We start from the raw sequence: 16,483 nt of genomic DNA on the forward strand, positions 1-16,483 counted from the left end.
CTTCACGCCTTCTCCCCCGCACCCCGCTTTACGCCTTCTCTGCCCGCACCCCCGCTCGCAGCACGTCGGTCAGCGCGCGCAGGCGGGGTGAGGCCGCGAGGTCCTCCAGGGTCACCGGGCGGCCCTCGGCGTCGGCGACGGGCAGCCGCCAGTTCGGGTACTGGTCCCAGGTACCGGGAAGGTTCTGCGGGCGGCGGTCGCCGACGGCGTCCGGGAGCCAGAGTCCGACCATGCGGGCGGGGGTGCGCAGCAGGAAGCGGTGCACCGCCTGGATCTCCGCCTCCTCCGACACGGCGCGGCGGCCGTCGCCCGGGCCGTGCAGCAGGCCCAGCCCGGTGAGCAGGGTCAGCCATTCGGCGGTGTCCGCGGCGGCCTCGGCGCGTTCCTGCTCCAGCGGCCGGGTCAGCAGGCCGAGGCGGTGGCGCAGGGTGACGTGCTCGCCGGTGAGGCGGGCCGCGGTGGGCGGCAGGTCATGGGTGGTGGCGGTGGCCAGGCAGTCGGCCCGCCAGCGTTCGGGCGGCAGGGGGCGGCCGTCGCCGTCCCAGTCCCGTTCGAACCACAGCACGGACGTGCCGAGCACCCCGCGCCGGTCCAGGGTCTCGCGCACCCCGGGCTCCACCGTCCCCAGGTCCTCGCCGATCACCACGGCCCGGGCCCGGGAGGCTTCGAGGACCAGGATCGCGAGCATGGCCTCGGCGTCGTAGCGGACGTAGGTGCCTTCGGTGGGCGGGCGGCCCTGGGGGACCCACCACAGCCGGAACAGGCCCATGACGTGGTCGATGCGCAGCGCGCCGGCGTAGCGGAACAGGGCGCGCAGCAGGTGGCGGAAGGGCGCGTAGCCGGAGGCGGCCAGGCGGTCGGGGCGCCAGGGCGGCAGGCCCCAGTCCTGGCCGCGGGCGTTGAAGGCGTCCGGCGGGGCGCCGGTCGACATGCCGGCGGCGAAGTGGTCCTGCTGGGCCCAGGCGTCGGCCCCGCCGGGGTGCACGCCGACCGCGAGGTCGTGCACGATCCCGAGGGGCATGCCGGCCTCGCGGGCGGTGCGCTGGGCGGCGGTGAGCTGTTCGTCGGTGAGCCAGGCCAGGCGCGAGTGGAGGTCGACGCGGTCGCGCAGGTCGGCACGGGCGCGGGCGGTGGCGGCCGAGCGCGGGTCCTTCAGCCCCTCGGGCCAGCGGCTCCAGTCCGGGCCGTGCACCTCGGCCAGGGCGCACCAGGTGGCGTGGTCCTCCAGGGCCTGGCCGTGCCGGGCGAGGAAGTCGGCGTAGGCGGCGCGGCGGCCGGGTCCGAGCGGGACCCGGGCGACCTCCTCCAGCGCCTGGCGCTTGAGGTCCCACACCGCGTCCCGGTCGATGAGGGCGCCCTCGTGGAGCACGGCGGCGCGCAGCCGTCCGGCCCGCTCCCGCAGGTCCTGCAGCCGCGCGGGCCGGTCGGCGTAGGGGAATTCGGGGACGTCCTCGATCCGCAGGTGCACGGGGTCGGGGAAGCGGCGCGAGGAGGGCCGGTAGGGGGAGGGGCCCGCGGGGTTCCCGCCGTCGCAGGCGCGGGGCGCCTGGTCGGCGGCGGCGTCGGGGTAGCGGGTGCGCAGCAGCCCCCGGCAGAAGTGCGCGTTGCCGTCGAGGGAGATCCGCACGGAGCGGGCCAGGCGCAGCCGCAGCGGGATCTCGCCGGGCGGGAAGGGCCGGCCGGCGGCGCCGACGAGGGCCGGGTCGGTGGGCGCGGTGCCGAGCCCGAGCGCGGCGCGGCGGCGCAGCAGCGCGCGGGTGGGGGCGGTGTCGGGCAGGTCGGCGAGGACCACGTCGCCGAGCTGGTCCTCGGTGAGGTCGCTCCGCGCGCGCAGCAGTGCGGTCAGGGCCCGCTCCATGGCGGCGGTGTGCGCCTTGCGGCGGAAGATCTGCCGCAGGTCCTCCAGATCCTCCTCGGCCTCGTGGCCGAAGGTGCCGCGGTACCCGGCGTCGGTGGCCAGGCCCCGGTTGATCAGGTCGGAGTCGTGGTGGTCGTCGAGCAGGACGGTGACCTCACGGGCGCCGGGCAGCGCGGTCAGGGCGTCCTTGGCGTCACAGGCCATCAGGTAGGCGAAGTTCGGGGAGCAGAAGGAGGTGGGCAGCCGCAGGTGCACGGTGATGCGGCCGTCGTCGACCGTCAGGGAGCGGACGAAGCCCAGGTCGGTGATGGGTTCGTCCAGCTCGGGGTCGTACACCGTGCCGAGCGCGGCGCGGGCTGCCGCCCGGAGTCGTACGGCCCGCATGTCAGGCCACCTCCGGTTCGGGCAGCCGGCACTCGGCGGGCACGTCGATGCCGTACATGGCGGCCGCGTTCAGGCCGAGGATCTTCTTCTTCTGGGCGACGGTGAGCGGCGGGTACTCGTCCATGTCCGCGGGGATCTGGAAGTCGACGAACCGCTCGATGAGCCACTTCGGCGTCCACAGTGCGTAGTCGCTGGAGAACTGGATGCGGTCCTCGTCGAGCCAGTACAGCAACTCGCCGATGATCTGCGCGAAGTAGCGGGGCCTGGTGTGGATGAACGGGATGGCGACGGCGAGCCCGGCGTGCACGTTGGGCTCCTGGGTGGCTATCCAGCAGAAGTCCTCCAGGCGGGGCAGACCGCAGTGCTCGACCACGAAGTTCAGGTCGGTGAAGTCGGTGGCGGCCTTGTCGACGTCGGCCACGTCGAAGGCGTCCCGGTCCAGCGGGCGGATGGTGGGGCCCTTGTGGACGTGGATGTTCCTGATGCCCAGCTCCTGACACGCCTCCAGGTAGCGGTAGGTCCACGGGTCGTCGAGTTTGTAGCCGCGCGAGTCGCCCTGCCACTCGGCGGTGTAGAGCTTGACGCCCTTGAGGCCGAAGCGCGCGGCGTCCTCCCGCAGCCGCCTCAGCCCCGCCTCCTCGAAGCGGGGGTCGAAGCAGTGGTTGTAGGTGAGCTTGCCCGGGTGCCTGCGGGTCAGGGCGAAGGCCTCCTCGGTCTGCCCGAAACCGGTGCGGTAGAACGCGCCGAGCCGGGCCGGCTGGAAGATCGCGTGGTCGACGTACCCGTCCACGAACAGGTCCTTCATCAGCCGTTCGCCGCCGTAGTAGAGGAACTCCTCGTACGGCCACAGCTCGGACGCCGGGCTCAGATTGCGGTGGTAGTCGTAGAAGCAGTCGATGAACTGCTTGCCGTGGAGGGTGAGCTGGTTGTCGGGCCGCGCGTCCCAGAGAGCGACGTGCGCGTCCACGATGAAGTACTTCTCGCCGTCCTTGCGGTACATGGCGTCCCTTCCCTGTCGCCCAAGGCTTGGTGAGCACCGTAGGGAGCCGGGGGAGGGCGGCGGCAGCCGCGGGATGTCTCACTTTGAGACGTCCGGGCGGGCGAGGACCGCGGCGTGGGCCACTAGCGTGGCAGGGGTCGACGCGACGAAGCGTCCTGCGGAGGTCGAAGTGGACAACGCGCACACGGACGTCTCCCTCACGGCCGGCGGCGAGGCGGCCGCGCTCCCCGCGCGCCTGCGGGCGTCATGGCAGCGCAGCCAGACGTACGGGCTGACGCCGGAGGAGATGCGGCCCGTCTTCACCGGCTCCGTGGACACCGGATCACTGCTGTACGAGTGCGGTCACGAGGTGCTGCGGGGCCTGCGCGACACCCTGGCGAACGAACCGGTCAGCCTGATGATCACCGATCACGAGGGCCTGGTGCTGTGCCGGCTCAGCGACGACGCGGCGATCGACCGCTCCCTGGACCGGGTGCACCTGGCGCCCGGCTTCTACTTCGCCGAGTCCAACGCCGGCACCAACGGGCTCGGCCTCGCCCTCGCCGACCGCGCCCCCTCGCTGGTGCGCGCCGACGAGCACTTCTGCACCGGGTTGCGCGGCTACACCTGCGCCGCCGCGCCGGTCCTCGACCCGGTCAGCGGCGAGATCGCCGGTACCGTCAACCTCACGACCTGGTCTGACTCCTCCTCGCAGCTCCTGCTGGCGCTGGCCCAGGCGACCGCCGGGAGCACCACGGCGCTGATGTTGGCGCGCGGCTCCGGCCGCCGTGTGCGCCCCCTGCCGCGCGGCGAGGTGTTCCGCGTGTACGCCGAGGCCGAGCCGGACGACGACACCGAGCATCCCCTGTCCGCCGCGTGGACGCGGCGCGTGACGACGGCCCGGACGGCGCTCGCCGAAGGGCGGGTGGTGGCGGCGGTCGGCGAACCCGGCGCGGGCAGGACGGCGCTGATCTCGGCGGCGCGTCGGCGGATCGCGCCGCGCGAACGGGTGCTGGTGGCGCGAGCGCCGGCCCCGGAGGCCGTGCGGGCGTGGCTGACGCTGTGGACACCGGAACTGGCGAAGGACGCCACCTGCGTCATCGTCTGCGGCGCGGAGGCGCTGCCCGCGTGGGCCGCCGCCGAGCTGGCCGGGTTGTTCGCCCGCGCCCGCCGCACGGCCGGGGGTCTCCGCCCCCGTCCGCAGCCGTTCGCGCTGACCGCCTCGGACTACTCCGCGATCCCGCCCGAGCTGGCCGCACTCGTGGACACCGTGATCGAGGTGCCGCCGCTGCGGGACCGCCCGGACGACGTGCTGCCGCTCGCCCAGCGCATCGCGCGCCGGCACCGGGGCCACGAGGTGACGTTCACCCCGGCCGCCGTACGGGCCCTGACGTCGTACGCGTGGCCCGAGAACGTGCGCCAGTTGAGGCGGGTGGTGCGCGAGGCGGCGTCGCGGGCGGACGTGGTCGAGGCGCGGCATCTGCCGCCGGAGGTGTTCACATGCGCCGGGCACCGGCTGAGCCGCCTGCAGGAACTGGAGCGCGACGAGATCGTGCGCTGCTTGACCGAGCCCGGCATGACGATGGCGCGGGCGGCGGCGCACCTGGGCATGAGCCGCGCCACGCTCTACCGCAGGACGGCCCGCTACGGCATCGACATCCCGGGCCGCGTCCACCGTTCGTAGGTTCTTCTCCCTCTGCTGGTCTGCTCGTCTGCTGGTCGGTTGGTCAGCAGGTCTGATGGTCTGCTGGTCGGTTGGTCAGCAGGTGTGCCGGTCTGTTGGTCGGTTCATCCGCAGGTCTCCAGGAAAGGGGGCGGGCGCGGTGCCGGTCACCGATGTCACAGATTCAGGGTGATGGCGGAACCGACACCGGCCAGGCCCAGGGCGAAAGCGGCCGGTGCCCAGCCGCCCGCGCCCCACCGGAAGAACCGGTCGACGGCGAGCCTGCCGGGACCGATGGCGGCGATCGCCAGGGCGACGACGGCGATGCAGACGCTGTACTCCACGCCGCCGTCCGTCTCCCACAGACCGTGCGCCCCGGTGACCGTCGCCATGGCGTTGATCATGACGCCGATCAGCGCGGCGGCCGCCAGTGGGGTGAGGAATCCCAGAGCCAGACCCAGACCGCCGAGGGTTTCGGACAGGCCGCCGATGGCGGCGAAGACTTCTCCCGGGCGGTAGCCCAGCGCCGCGAACCCCTTGCCGGTCGCCGCCAGGCCGCCGCCTCCGAAGAGGCCGAACAACTTCTGTGCGCCGTGCCCGGCCATCAGCAGTCCGAACGTCAGCCTGATGAGCAGAAGCCCCCAGGTGGCGGCCGAGGACATGGCCAGGGCGGCGGGATGCGCCACCGGTTCCGCGGACACCGGTGGCCGGTACAGGATGTGCTTGACAACCATGGGATGCTCCGGAGGCAAGCCGGAACGAGTACGACCCCCAGCTCGGTGGAACACCGAGTCACCGGACGGCGACGGCCGTCACGGAACGACCGGCCGCCCCCTGCCACGCTTCCGCAGCGGCGGTGAGCGCGCATCCGGGACGTGGGCCCCGGCCGTGGCCGAGGACAGGACCTTCCTCGCGCCCGTCGGCCGGGCGATCGCGGTCGCCTGTGCCGTCATGAGGCACCTCGCCCGGAAGCTGCTCGCGGTGGATTTCACCAACGGTTTCACCAACGATTGTTGGTCTTATTCCGCTGGAGGGTCAAGGGGTCGCGGCGGTGTCGGACGCCGCTCCAGGAGCCGCTCAGCGGATGGGCCGTGCCGAGGGGGCGTGCGCGCCGCCCGTCGCCGCCGCTGTCGCCTCGGCGCAGGAGCCCGCTGCTGCCGCGGGAGCAGGAGCCCGCCCCTGCCGCCCGGAGCAGGAATCCGCCCTGCCGCCCGGAGCCGGAGTCCGCCGACGCCGAGTCGCCGGGAACCGGTGCGGTGTGCTGCCGAGGCACCTCCGCCTGACCGGCGCCCCGTGGGGTCACGCGCTCGACGTCACGCGCTCGGGAGCGCGGCTGCCTCCGGCGCCGCCTCGGCGGCCGTGTCGCTCAGGCCGAGGCGGAGGTGCTCGACGTGGTAGAGGGCCTGGTCGAGGAGTTCGGCGACGTGGTTGTCGTAGAGGGCGTAGACGACCGAGCGGCCCTTGCGGGTGCCGGTGACCAGGCCGAGGTTGCGCAGCAGGCGCAGCTGGTGGGAGCAGGCGGACTGCTCCATGCCCACCTCGGCGGCCAGCTCGGTGGCCGGCAGCGGCCCTTCGCGCAGGCGGGCGAGGATGAGCAGCCGGGAGGGCGTGGCCAGGGCCTGGAGGGTGGGCTCAGGGGGAGCATGCGTGGGCGAGGGGCTCAGATTCGAGGTACTCGGTCCTGTCACGGTGACGGCTCAAGGGGTCGGCCTTCCGATCGGCGGAGCACGTCAGCGAACGGTGCTGGCCCTGCTGCTGCTCAACTTGGGCCGGATCGTGCCGGTCGACACCCTGGTGGACGCCGTCTGGAACGACCGGCCCCCGGCCACCGCCCGGACCCAGATCGCGATCGTGATCGCCGCGCTGCGCAAGACGTTCAAGAGCCGGGGCGCGGCCGAGGACATCATCGTCACCGCCCATCCCGGATACCTGCTCAGACCCGACGGCCACAGTGTGGACCTGCTGGACTTCACCCGGCTGGTCAAGACCGCCGAGACGGCGGTGCAGCAAGGGCGGCGGGCGGAGGCCGCCGAAGCGTACGCGCAGGCGCTGGCGCTGTGGCGGGGGCCCGCCTTCGCGGGGATCTCCAGCCCCGTGGTCGAGGACGAGGCGGCCCGTCTGGAGGGGCACCGGCTCAACGCCTACGACGACGCCACCGCCGTGCAGCTGGAGTTGGGCAACCACCACGACCTGGTGCCCGAACTCACCGCCGTGGTGCGGGAGCACCCGCTGCGGGAGCGGACACGGCACCACCTCATGCTCGCGCAGCACCGCTCCGGCCGGCGGGCGGAGGCGATGGCCACCTTCCGGCAGGCGCGCAAGCAGTTCATCGAGGAACTGGGGCTGGAACCGGGCCCGGACCTACAGGAACTGCACGACGCGATCCTGCGTGACGACCCGTCGCTGGCCCCCGCCCCGGCGGTGCCCGCCACCGAGCAGCAGCGCGCCGACACCGTCGTCGTGCCCTCCGAACTCCCCCCGGACGTCGCCGGGTTCACCGGCCGGGAGCGGGAACTGGCCCTGCTGGACACCCTGGTGTCCGACCGGGACCGGCAGCACGGGCCCGCGATCGGGCTGATCACCGGGATCGCGGGGGTCGGCAAGACCGGGCTCGCGGTGCGCTGGTCGCACCGGGCGGCCGCGCACTTCCCCGACGGGCGGCTCTTCGCCGACCTGCGCGGATACGACGAGCACCACCAACCGACGCCGGCCCGGGACGCGATGAGCCGGTTCCTGCGGTCGCTGGGGGTGCCCAGCGACCAGATCCCCACGCACGCCGAGGACCTCGTCGCGCTGTACCGCAGTGTGCTCGCCGAGCGGCAGGTGCTGCTGGTGCTGGACAACGTCCGCTCCTTCGCGCAGATCCAGCCCCTGCTGCCGGGCAGCGGCGGCTGCGCCGTGCTGGTGACCAGCAGGGAGCAGTTGGAGGAGCTGGTCACCTGGCCGCAGGACGCCCGCGTGCACCTGGGGGTGCTGCCGAGCACCGACGCCGTCGAGCTGTTCGGGCGGATCGTCGGCGACGAGCGCATCGCCTCCGCCCGCGCCGACACCCGGCACCTGGCCGAGCTGTGCGACCGGCTGCCGCTGGCGCTGCGCATCGCCGCCGCGCGGCTGGCCTCCAAGCCGCACTGGACCGTACGGCACCTGGTGACGCGGCTGGGGGACGAGCGGCGCCGGCTGGACGAGCTGAGTCAGGGCGCGGCACAGGTGCGGGCCAGCTTCGAACTGTCGTACCGCTATCTGTCCGAGGAGGCGGCCCGGCTGTACCGGCGTCTGGGGCTGCTGGACGTCCCGGACTTCGCGGCCTGGGTGGGGGGTGCGCTGCTCGACCTCGACGTGCTGGACGCCGAGCGGATCATGGAGGATCTGGTCGACGCGCAGTTCCTGGAGGTCGTCGGGGTGGACGCGACGGGCCGGCTGCGCTACCGGCTGCAGAACCTGATGCGGCTCTACGCGCGCGAGCGGGCACAGCAGGAGGAGCCCGAACCGGAGCGGCGGGCCGCGCGGGAGCGGGCCTTCAGGACCTGGCTGGCCCTGGCGGAGGAGGCGCACCGGCGGGAGTACGGCGGCCACTTCAGCATCGTGCACGGTCGGGCGCCGCGCCGTCACCTCGATCCGATCCACACCGACGAGCTGCTGTCCTCGCCGCTGGAGTGGCTGGAGGCCGAACGGCTCTCGCTGGTGGCCGCGGTGACGCAGTCGGCGGAGCTGGAGATGGGCGAGCTGGCGTGGGGCCTGACGGTGTCCGCCGCGGTGCTCTTCGAGACCCGGCACTATCTGGACGACTGGCAGCAGTGCGCCGAGGCCGCGCTCGCGGCGGCCCGGCGCGGCGGCGACCTGCGCGGGCAGGCGGCGATGCTGCACCAGCTCGGCGGCGTCGCCCAGTCCTACCGGCAGCTGGCCGAGGCGCACGCCCGGTACAGCGAGGCGATGGAGCTGTTCGACCGGGCCGGGGAACCGCACGGGCTGGCCCTGACCCTGCGCAACCTCGCCATTCTCGGGCTCTACAGCGGCGAGCTGGACCTCGCCATGACCCGGCTGGAGCGTGCCGGGGAGGTCTTCCGGGCTGTCGGGGACGTCTCCTCGGAGGCGCACGCCCTGGACAACATGGCGCAGATCGAGCTGGAGCGGGGCAACACCGAGCTGGCGATGAAGTTCGGGGTGGAGGCCGTGCGGATCATGGAGACCATCGACCGGGGCAGCAAGCGCGGCGTGGCGCAGACCATCCACCGGCTCGGCCGGGTCCACCTGGCACGCGCGGAGTTCGGATCGGCGCAGGCGGCCTTCGAGCAGGTGCGGGCCCTCGTCGAGGCCAAGTCGGACCTGGTGGGTCTGGCGCACGCGCTGCTCGGTCTGGGCGAGGCACGGCTGGGCGCGGGTGACGTCGACGGCGCCGAGGCGACGCTGGCCCGGGCGCTGGAGGTCGCCGAGCGCATCGACAGTCCGCTCGTCGACGGCCAGATCCATCTCGTCCTCGGCGAGGTGCACCGGCGTCAGGGCCGGCCGGAATCGGCCGTGGAACAGGCGCACGCGGCCCACGCCGTCTTCCCGCGCGCGGGCTCGCCGCACTGGCGGGCGCGGGCCGAGCAACTGCTGTCCCGACTGGAGGAGCGGCCTGCGGAGCGGCTGACGGAACGAATGGAGGGACAACTGACGGAACGGCCGGTGGGCCGACCCGCGGAGCGAACGGCGGAACGGCCGGTGCGGCCGGAGCGGAGCGCGTCGGGCTGACCCGCGGCCGTTCGTCCGTACTGCCTCGCGGGTGGGCCGTGTGTCCTGCTCGCCGTGGTCACCGGTGTGTGGCGCGGCAGCTTCGCCTCGCGCCGCTGGATCCGGCCGTTCCGTCTTCTGCACGGCGCCTCGTACGCGGGCCGGGCGGCCGCCGTCGTGCACGGCCTCACCGCCGGCCGCGCGCCCGCCGCGTGGGTGGTGCTCGCGTACGCCGTGTGTCTCACCGCGACGGCGGCGGCCCTCGCCCACCGCCACCTGCGCGGCCGGTCCTGACCAGGGAGGTTTCGGCCGACCTCGTTCCGTTCCGCCCCGTCCTGCCGCGAACGCACCGCGGCGGCGCGGCGCACGGCCCTCCGCCCCCCCACCCCTTCGTCCAGGCGCTCCACGGTCGCACGGGCATCCGTGTGTCTGCTCCCGCGCACGGGTGATCCGCGGCCGAAAAGCAACTGTCGGCTCCGCCGTCCTCCCCCCGACGATAGCCTCGGTATAGATCACCCGGCCAGGTTCGTCCCGATGCCCCTTCGCAGCCGGCGGAGGCTCGCTGCCCCCCATGAGGACGGATGGAGAGGACTGGCCACGCATGAGGACCGAAGGGACCGACACACCGCCGCGCAGCGGCACGGGAACGCGCAGCCATGCCCTGCGGCTGGAGGAGGTCACCAAGGTCTACGGCCGCGGCGGCCGGGGCGTGCGGGCCCTCGACGGCGTGTCGGTGGACATCGCCCGCGGCTCGTTCACCGCCGTCATGGGCCCTTCCGGCTCGGGCAAGTCGACCTTCCTGCACTGCGCCGCGGGACTGGACAAGCCGACCTCCGGGCGGGCCTTCATCGGCGACACGGATCTGAGCGGGATGAACGAGACGCAGCTGACGCGGCTGCGCCGGGAACGCATCGGCTTCGTCTTCCAGGCGTTCAACCTGGTGCCGGCCCTGTCGGTGCGGCAGAACGTGGAACTCCCGCTGCGCCTGGCCGGACAGCGCCTGGACAAGCGGTGGCTGGAGGACATCCTGCTGCGGGTCGGGCTCGGCGGCCGGGCCGGGCACCGTCCCTCCGAGCTGTCCGGCGGCCAGCAGCAGCGCGTGGCGATCGCCCGCGCGCTGATCACCCGGCCCGACGTCATCTTCGGCGACGAGCCCACCGGCGCGCTGGACACCGTCACCGCCAAGGAGATCCTGTCCCTGCTGCGCGCCTGCGTGGACGACACCGGCCAGACCGTCGTCATGGTCACCCACGACCCGGTCGCCGCCTCCTACGCCGACACCGTGCTGTTCCTGGCCGACGGCCGCATCGTCGACCGCATGCACGCCCCGACCGCCGACCGCGTCGCCGACCGCATGACCCACCTGGGAGCGTGGGCCTGATGCTGCGCTACGCCTTCCGGACGCTCAGGGCCCGCAAGGGCGGCTTCATCGGCGCGTTCGTCGCCCTGACGTGCGCCGCCGCCCTCGTCACCGCGTGCGGCATCCTCCTGGAGACCGGGCTGCGCGGCACCATCGGCACCGAACGGTACGCCGCCGCGCCGGTCGTCGTCGGCGGCGACCAGAACGTGCACCAGACCACCGTCAAGCACAAGAAGGGCAAGACCAAGGTCAAGCACAAGGCCAAGCCGCTCGCCGAGCGCGTGTGGCTGCCGGCGAGCACGGTCGGCCGGCTGCGCTCCGTGCCCGGCGCCCGTGCCGTCGTACCCGAAGTCACCTTCCCCGCCTACCCGGTGGACGCGCGCGGCCGGATCGTGCCCGGCGTGCACGGCAAGCCGTCGTACGGGCACGCCTGGACCTCGGCCGCGCTGACGCCGTTCGAGCTCGTCGCCGGACACGCCCCCGAGGCCGCCGGTGACGTCGTCGTCGACCGCGAACTGGCCGCCCGGGCCGGTCTGAGGCCCGGCGACAAGGTGACCGTGCAGGCCACCGACGCCCCCCACGGCTACACCGTGTCCGGCATCGCGGCCGCGCAGGGCGGCGACCTGCAGCAGCAGTCCTCGCTGTTCTTCTCCGCCGACGAGGCGCAGCGGCTGTCCGGCCGGGCCGGCGCGGTCGCCGCGATCGGCGTGCTGCCCGAACCGGGTGTGTCCACCGGCGAACTCGCCGACCAGGTCCGCAAGGCGCTCAGCGGCACCACCGCCCAGGTGGCCACCGGCGGCGACCGCGGCCCCGTGGAGTTCCTCGACGCGGCCAAGGCCCGGGTGAAGCTGGTGTCCATGGGCGGTGCCATCGGCGGTACCTCGCTGCTCGTCGCGATCCTCGTCGTCGTCGGCACCTTCGCCCTGTCCATCCAGCAGCGGCACCGCGAGTTGGCGCTGCTGCGCGCGATCGCCGCGACGCCGAAGCAGGTGCGCCAGCTGATCGGCCGGGAGGCGCTGATCGTCGGGCTGCTCGCCGGTGTCACCGGCTGCCTGCTGGGCCTGCCCGTCGCCTACTGGCTGCACCGGAAGTTCGTCGACTTCAAGGCGATCCCGGACACCCTGGAGATGACCTTCGGTGTGTTCCCGTTCTTCGCCGCGCTCGGCGCCGCCCTGCTGGGAGCGTGGGCCGCGGCGCGCATCTCCGCCCGCCGCACCACCCGCATCCACCCGGCCGAGGCACTGGCCGAGTCCGCGGTGGAGCGGCCCGGGTTCGCCTGGGGGCGGCTGCTGGCGGGCATTCTCACCCTGGCCGGCGGAATCGTGCTGCTCGTGGTGCTCAGCGTCCTGGACACCGAGCCCGCCTCCACGCCGGTGACGTTCCTGACGGTCGTGGTGCTCGCGGTCGCGGTGTCCCTGCTGGGCCCCCTCATCGCCCGGGGCGCCGTCGCGCTGCTCGAGGTGCCGCTGCGGGCCTCGCGCGTCGCCGGCCACCTCGCCACGGCCAACGTCCGCGCCAACACCCAGCGGATGGCCTCCGCGATCACCCCGCTGGCGCTGCTGATCGGCATGGCCTGCACGGTGTTCTTCGTGCAGACCACGATGGGCGACGCCGCCACCGCGCAGGCCCGGGACGGCAACAAGGCCAACTGGGTGGTGGCCTCCTCCGGGCCGGGCGTGCCGGAGCAGGCGGCCCAGGCACTGCGGCAGACCCCGGGCGTGCGGGCGGTCACCGAGGTCGTCCGCACTTCGGTGCGCGTGGGTCTGGACAAGTACCCGGCGCAGGGCCTGTCCACCGAGGGGCTGCGGGAGACCTGGGACCCGGACGTCACCAAGGGCACGCTGGACGGTTTCGGCGACGGCGACGTCGCGATGAGCGAGGTCTCCGCCGACCACCTGGGCAAGAAGCCCGGCGACACGCTGAAGACGACCCTCGGCGACGGGACCGTCGTCGAGCTGAAGGTCCCCGCCGTCTACGCCCGCGGCCTCGGCTTCGGCGACCTGACCATGAGCCACGCCCTGGTCGCCCGCCACGTCGACAACCCGCTGGCCCCCTCCGTCCTGGTGCGCACCGCAGACGACGGCAGCGCGGGCCGGGAGCAGCTGCAGAAGGCCGTCGGCGCCTTCCCCGGCGTCGGGGTGCTCGACCGCGACCAGGTCGAGGACCTGCAGGCCGAGGTGCAGCAGAACAACGCCGAGGTCACCTATGTCGCCATGGGCCTGATCATCGCCTTCACCGCGATCGCCGTGGTCAACACGATGGCCATGTCGGTCTCCGACCGGCTCCGCGAGTTCGCGCTGCTGCGCCTGGTCGGCACCACCCGGCGGCAGGTGATGGGCATGCTGCGCATCGAGGCCGGCATCGTCGTCCTGGTCGCGCTGGTGCTCGGCACCGGCATCGCCTACGCCGTGCTCACCGCGTTCAGCATCGGCATGACCGGCTCGGCGGCGCCGTCCGTGGCCCCGCTGACCTACCTCGCCGTAGCCGGCTTCGGCGCGCTGCTGACGCTGCCGGCCACCGTGGTGCCGGGCCGGGTGTGCCTGACCGGACGGCCGGCGGACGTCATCGGCGCCCGGCAGTGACCGGCGTCCACGCCTGAAGGGCCGACCCCTCGTGGGGGCCGGCCCTTCAACCGGTGCGCGTTCGGGTTCAGTTCAGGACGGCTCCGCCGCCCGGCCCCCGCGGTGTTCGCCCACCCCGACGCCCGCGTCGCCCGCTCGGTCCGCGACGCCATGGCCACCGCGCTCGGCCTGCGCCTGGAGGTCAGCGGTACCGGCTTGCGTCCCGCCCGGCCCACCGCCCGGGTCCGGGCGGTGGCCGCCGTCGGCGCGGTGTGGGCGGTCACGGCGCAGGCCGTCGCCCAATTGCCGTGCCCGCGCGAACGCGTCGTGTCCGACGCCTGGTCGGTCGCCAAGGAGATCCTCGCGCCGGTCCCCCACGACTACGCCCGGGCCCGTCGCTCGTGGTGACGACACCGGCACGGCCGCCCTCACCGGCTCGCGCGGAGGGCCGGCCGGACCGGGCCGTCGAGAGCGGCGGCGAGCAGCCGTACCAGCTCGTGGCACCGGTACAGCGGCCGGCCCTGGTCGTCCAGGCCGGCAAGCTCCAGCAGCGCGGCATCCAGCAGGGCCTCCAGCGCGGCCTCCGCCGCGTCCTCGCCCAACGCCAGCCACTGCCCGGCCCGCTCGGCACAGAACGGCTCCTCGCTCAGCCCGGGGTCGGCCAGTCCCGCCAGCACCTCGTGCACCGCGGCTGGCAGGTGCTTCACCGAGGACCGCAGCACGCGGCTGACGTCCCAGTCCCCGAAGGACAGTTCGGCCAGCCGGGTCGCCGGGTCGGCGAGCCGGGCCGCCAGCCGCGCGACCGTCCAGTGCGGGCGGGCGGCCAGCCGGGCGCCGGCGACCGCCAGGGCGAGCGGCAGCCCGCCGCAGTACGCCACCAGGTCGTCGGCCGCGTCCGGGTCGTCCGCCAGCCGCCGCCGGCCCACCCGTGCGGCGAGCAGTTCCAGCGACGCGTCGTCGTCCAGCAGCGGCAGCGCCAGCGTGTCCTCCTCGGTGATCCGCGCGAGCCGGCTGCGGCTGGTGACCAGCACCGCGGACGTCCCGGCCGGCAGCAGCGGGGCGAGCTGCCGGTCGCCGCTGGCGTTGTCGAGCCCCACCAGCAGCCGCCGCTCGGCCGTCCGCGCCCGGTACAGGCGCACCAGCTCCTCCAGGTCACCGGCCGGCAGGGCACGGTCGCTCTCGCCGAGCGCCCGCAGCAGCTGGGCGAGGACCGCGCGGGGGGCCCGCGGGGCGCCGTCCAGCCCGCACAGCTCGGCGAAGAGCAGCCCGTCGGGGAACAGTTCGCTGTTCTCGGCCGCGGCCCGCACTGCAAGCGCCGTCTTGCCCAGGCCGGCCATGCCGGTCACCAGGATCCGCCGCGGCCTGTCACCGCCCCGGCCGAGCCGCTGTCGCAGCAGTTCCAACTGGTCGTCGCGGCCGACGAGTTCGCCGTCCGGGGCCGGCAGCATCGAGGGTACCGGCCGGGCAGCGCCGGACCGTCCGCCGCGCCGCGGGCCGAGCCCGAGCCCGCCCTCCAGCACGGCCTGGTAGGTCGAGCCCAGGGCCTCCCCGGGGTCGATGCCCAGCTGTTCGGACAGCACCCTGCGGCCCTCGTAGTAGGTGTGCAGCGCGTCGGCCTGGCGCCCGCAGCGGTACAGCGAGGTCATCAGCTGGGCCCGCAGCCGCTCGCGGACCGGGTACTCGGCGACGAGGGCGGTCAGTTCGACCATCACGTACTCGTGCCGCCCCAGCTCCAGGTCCGCCTCGATCCGCGACTCCAGCGCCAGCATCCGCTCCTCCTCCAGCGGTGCCGGCTCGGCGTCCAGCATGTGCTCGGTGACGTTCGCGAGCGCGGTCCCCCGCCACTGGCCGAGCGCCTCGCGCAGCAGGTCGGCGGCCTCCTCGAACCGCCGCCCCGCCCGCGCCCGCCGCCCGTCCCGCTCCCGCCTGCGGAACTCCACGAGGTCGACGACGGCACCCGGTGCGCGCAGCACGTAGCCGGGCGGCCGGCGGACGATCTCGACCTCCTCGCCGAGCTGCTTGCGCAGCCGGGACATGTACGTGTAAATCTGCGCGCTCGCCGTCGCCGGCGGCCCCCAGCCCCACAGCAGCGCGCTCAGCCGGCTGTCCGACACCACGCGCTCCCCCGCGAGCAGCATGGCCGCCAGCACCGTGTGCATCTTCGACCCGGAGGGGGCGATCCGCTCGCCTCCCCGCCACGCCTCCACTGGCCCAAGGACCCGGAACTCCATGGGACACCCCCTTCTTGGTGCGGCCAGCCATCTCTACGGTCCACGACGCTAGAGAGGGCCGTTATTCATGGGTTATCGCCAGGTGACGGGGCCGGTTCGGCGCCTCGGGACGCCGACCCGGCGGGCGCGGGGTGGGCACGACGGACGCGAGACGGGCACGCCGCCGCGCGGGGCGGGCGCGAGACGGGCTCGGCGGACGCGAGACGGGCGCGCTGATGGCGTGAAAGCGGAGAAATATAGGCCGGTCCGGCACGGTCGAGCCGCCGGGGGAGCTGCGCGGCCACCTGCTGCGCCAGGCGGCCAAGTGCCTGGTGGTCCGGGTGGGCACCGGGCGCCGCAGCCGTCGCTACGTCCTCGCGGTCGTCCCGGGCGACCGCCGGGTGGACATGCGCCGCGTGCGCGAGCTGTACGGCGGCACCGACGCCGCGTTCGCCGCGCGCGAGGTCGCCGAACGGCTGTCGGGCTGTGTGAGCGGCTGCGTCGTGCCGTTCACGTTCCACCCCGACCTCGACCTGGTCGTCGACTCCGGTCTGCTGCGCCACGACGACATCTACTGCAACGCGGCCCGTCTGGACCCCTCCCTCGCCCTCCCCGCCCCCGCCCCCCCCGCCCCTGCCCGCCCCCGCCCCCCCCCGGTCGCCGCGCCCCCCCCCCCGGGGCCGGCCCCCCCCCCCCCCGCCGGCCCCGGCCGCGGCGCCGCACGCGCCCCGCTCGCCCCCGCTCCGCGCTCCTCCGCC

Annotated in this window: 12 protein-coding genes; 7 read left to right on the forward strand and 5 right to left on the reverse strand. The window is 74.3% G+C overall.

Annotation, left to right across the window (positions count from 1 at the left end):
- Positions 1–28: 28 nt before the first annotated feature.
- A complete protein-coding gene (gene malQ, locus GV126_RS00210) occupies positions 29–2,242 on the reverse strand; it encodes a 4-alpha-glucanotransferase (RefSeq protein WP_159661883.1) in 2,214 nt (737 codons plus the stop codon).
- A 1-nt stretch (position 2,243) separates the two neighbouring features.
- Positions 2,244–3,242: an amidohydrolase family protein gene (locus tag GV126_RS00215; RefSeq protein WP_159661884.1), complete on the reverse strand. Its 999-nt coding sequence runs from the start codon at positions 3,240–3,242 to the stop codon at positions 2,244–2,246.
- A 169-nt stretch (positions 3,243–3,411) separates the two neighbouring features.
- Here GV126_RS00215 and GV126_RS00220 point away from each other — a divergent pair, with 169 nt between their 5' ends.
- Entirely contained in the window at positions 3,412–4,905 is a 1,494-nt protein-coding gene (locus GV126_RS00220; RefSeq protein WP_201299778.1) for an AAA-type ATPase lid domain-containing protein, read from the forward strand.
- Positions 4,906–5,060: 155 nt separating this feature from the next.
- Here the strand turns inward: GV126_RS00220 and GV126_RS00225 are convergent, their stop codons facing one another.
- Both GV126_RS00225 and GV126_RS00230 read right to left on the reverse strand, forming a co-directional pair.
- A complete protein-coding gene (locus GV126_RS00225) occupies positions 5,061–5,546 on the reverse strand; it encodes a DoxX family protein (protein ID WP_159673125.1) in 486 nt (161 codons plus the stop codon).
- 651 nt (positions 5,547–6,197) lie between these two features.
- Positions 6,198–6,572 (reverse strand): ArsR/SmtB family transcription factor, encoded by a 375-nt coding sequence (locus tag GV126_RS00230; RefSeq protein WP_328707316.1) that lies wholly within the window; start codon positions 6,570–6,572, stop codon positions 6,198–6,200.
- 52 nt (positions 6,573–6,624) lie between these two features.
- On the opposite strand from GV126_RS00230, the gene GV126_RS00235 reads away from it, so the two are divergent.
- The 5 genes from GV126_RS00235 to GV126_RS00255 all read left to right on the forward strand — a co-directional run bounded on the left by GV126_RS00235 (position 6,625) and on the right by GV126_RS00255 (position 13,923).
- Positions 6,625–9,615: an AfsR/SARP family transcriptional regulator gene (locus GV126_RS00235; RefSeq protein ID WP_236569798.1), complete on the forward strand. Its 2,991-nt coding sequence runs from the start codon at positions 6,625–6,627 to the stop codon at positions 9,613–9,615.
- A 54-nt stretch (positions 9,616–9,669) separates the two neighbouring features.
- Positions 9,670–9,888: a hypothetical protein gene (locus GV126_RS00240; protein WP_159661887.1), complete on the forward strand. Its 219-nt coding sequence runs from the start codon at positions 9,670–9,672 to the stop codon at positions 9,886–9,888.
- 307 nt (positions 9,889–10,195) lie between these two features.
- Positions 10,196–10,975 (forward strand): ABC transporter ATP-binding protein, encoded by a 780-nt coding sequence (locus tag GV126_RS00245; protein WP_159661888.1) that lies wholly within the window; start codon positions 10,196–10,198, stop codon positions 10,973–10,975.
- The gene (locus GV126_RS00250) at positions 10,975–13,536 is read left to right on the forward strand and encodes an FtsX-like permease family protein (RefSeq protein ID WP_236569799.1); all 2,562 of its coding nucleotides are present in this window, start codon (positions 10,975–10,977) and stop codon (positions 13,534–13,536) included. Before GV126_RS00245 ends, GV126_RS00250 begins: the two co-directional genes overlap by 1 nt.
- 102 nt (positions 13,537–13,638) lie before the next feature.
- The gene (locus tag GV126_RS00255) at positions 13,639–13,923 is read left to right on the forward strand and encodes a hypothetical protein (protein ID WP_159661890.1); all 285 of its coding nucleotides are present in this window, start codon (positions 13,639–13,641) and stop codon (positions 13,921–13,923) included.
- A gap of 20 nt (positions 13,924–13,943) precedes the next feature.
- Here GV126_RS00255 and GV126_RS00260 read toward each other — a convergent pair whose 3' ends face one another.
- Positions 13,944–15,746: an AfsR/SARP family transcriptional regulator gene (locus GV126_RS00260; RefSeq protein ID WP_159661891.1), complete on the reverse strand. Its 1,803-nt coding sequence runs from the start codon at positions 15,744–15,746 to the stop codon at positions 13,944–13,946.
- Positions 15,747–16,033: 287 nt separating this feature from the next.
- Here GV126_RS00260 and GV126_RS36040 point away from each other — a divergent pair.
- A partial coding sequence (locus GV126_RS36040; RefSeq protein ID WP_328707361.1) for a YbaK/EbsC family protein occupies positions 16,034–16,483 on the forward strand: 450 nt, incomplete at its 3' end.

The sequence above is a fragment of the Streptomyces mexicanus genome, from assembly GCF_902506575.1.
GTDB classification, from domain to species: Bacteria; Actinomycetota; Actinomycetes; order Streptomycetales; family Streptomycetaceae; genus Streptomyces; species Streptomyces mexicanus.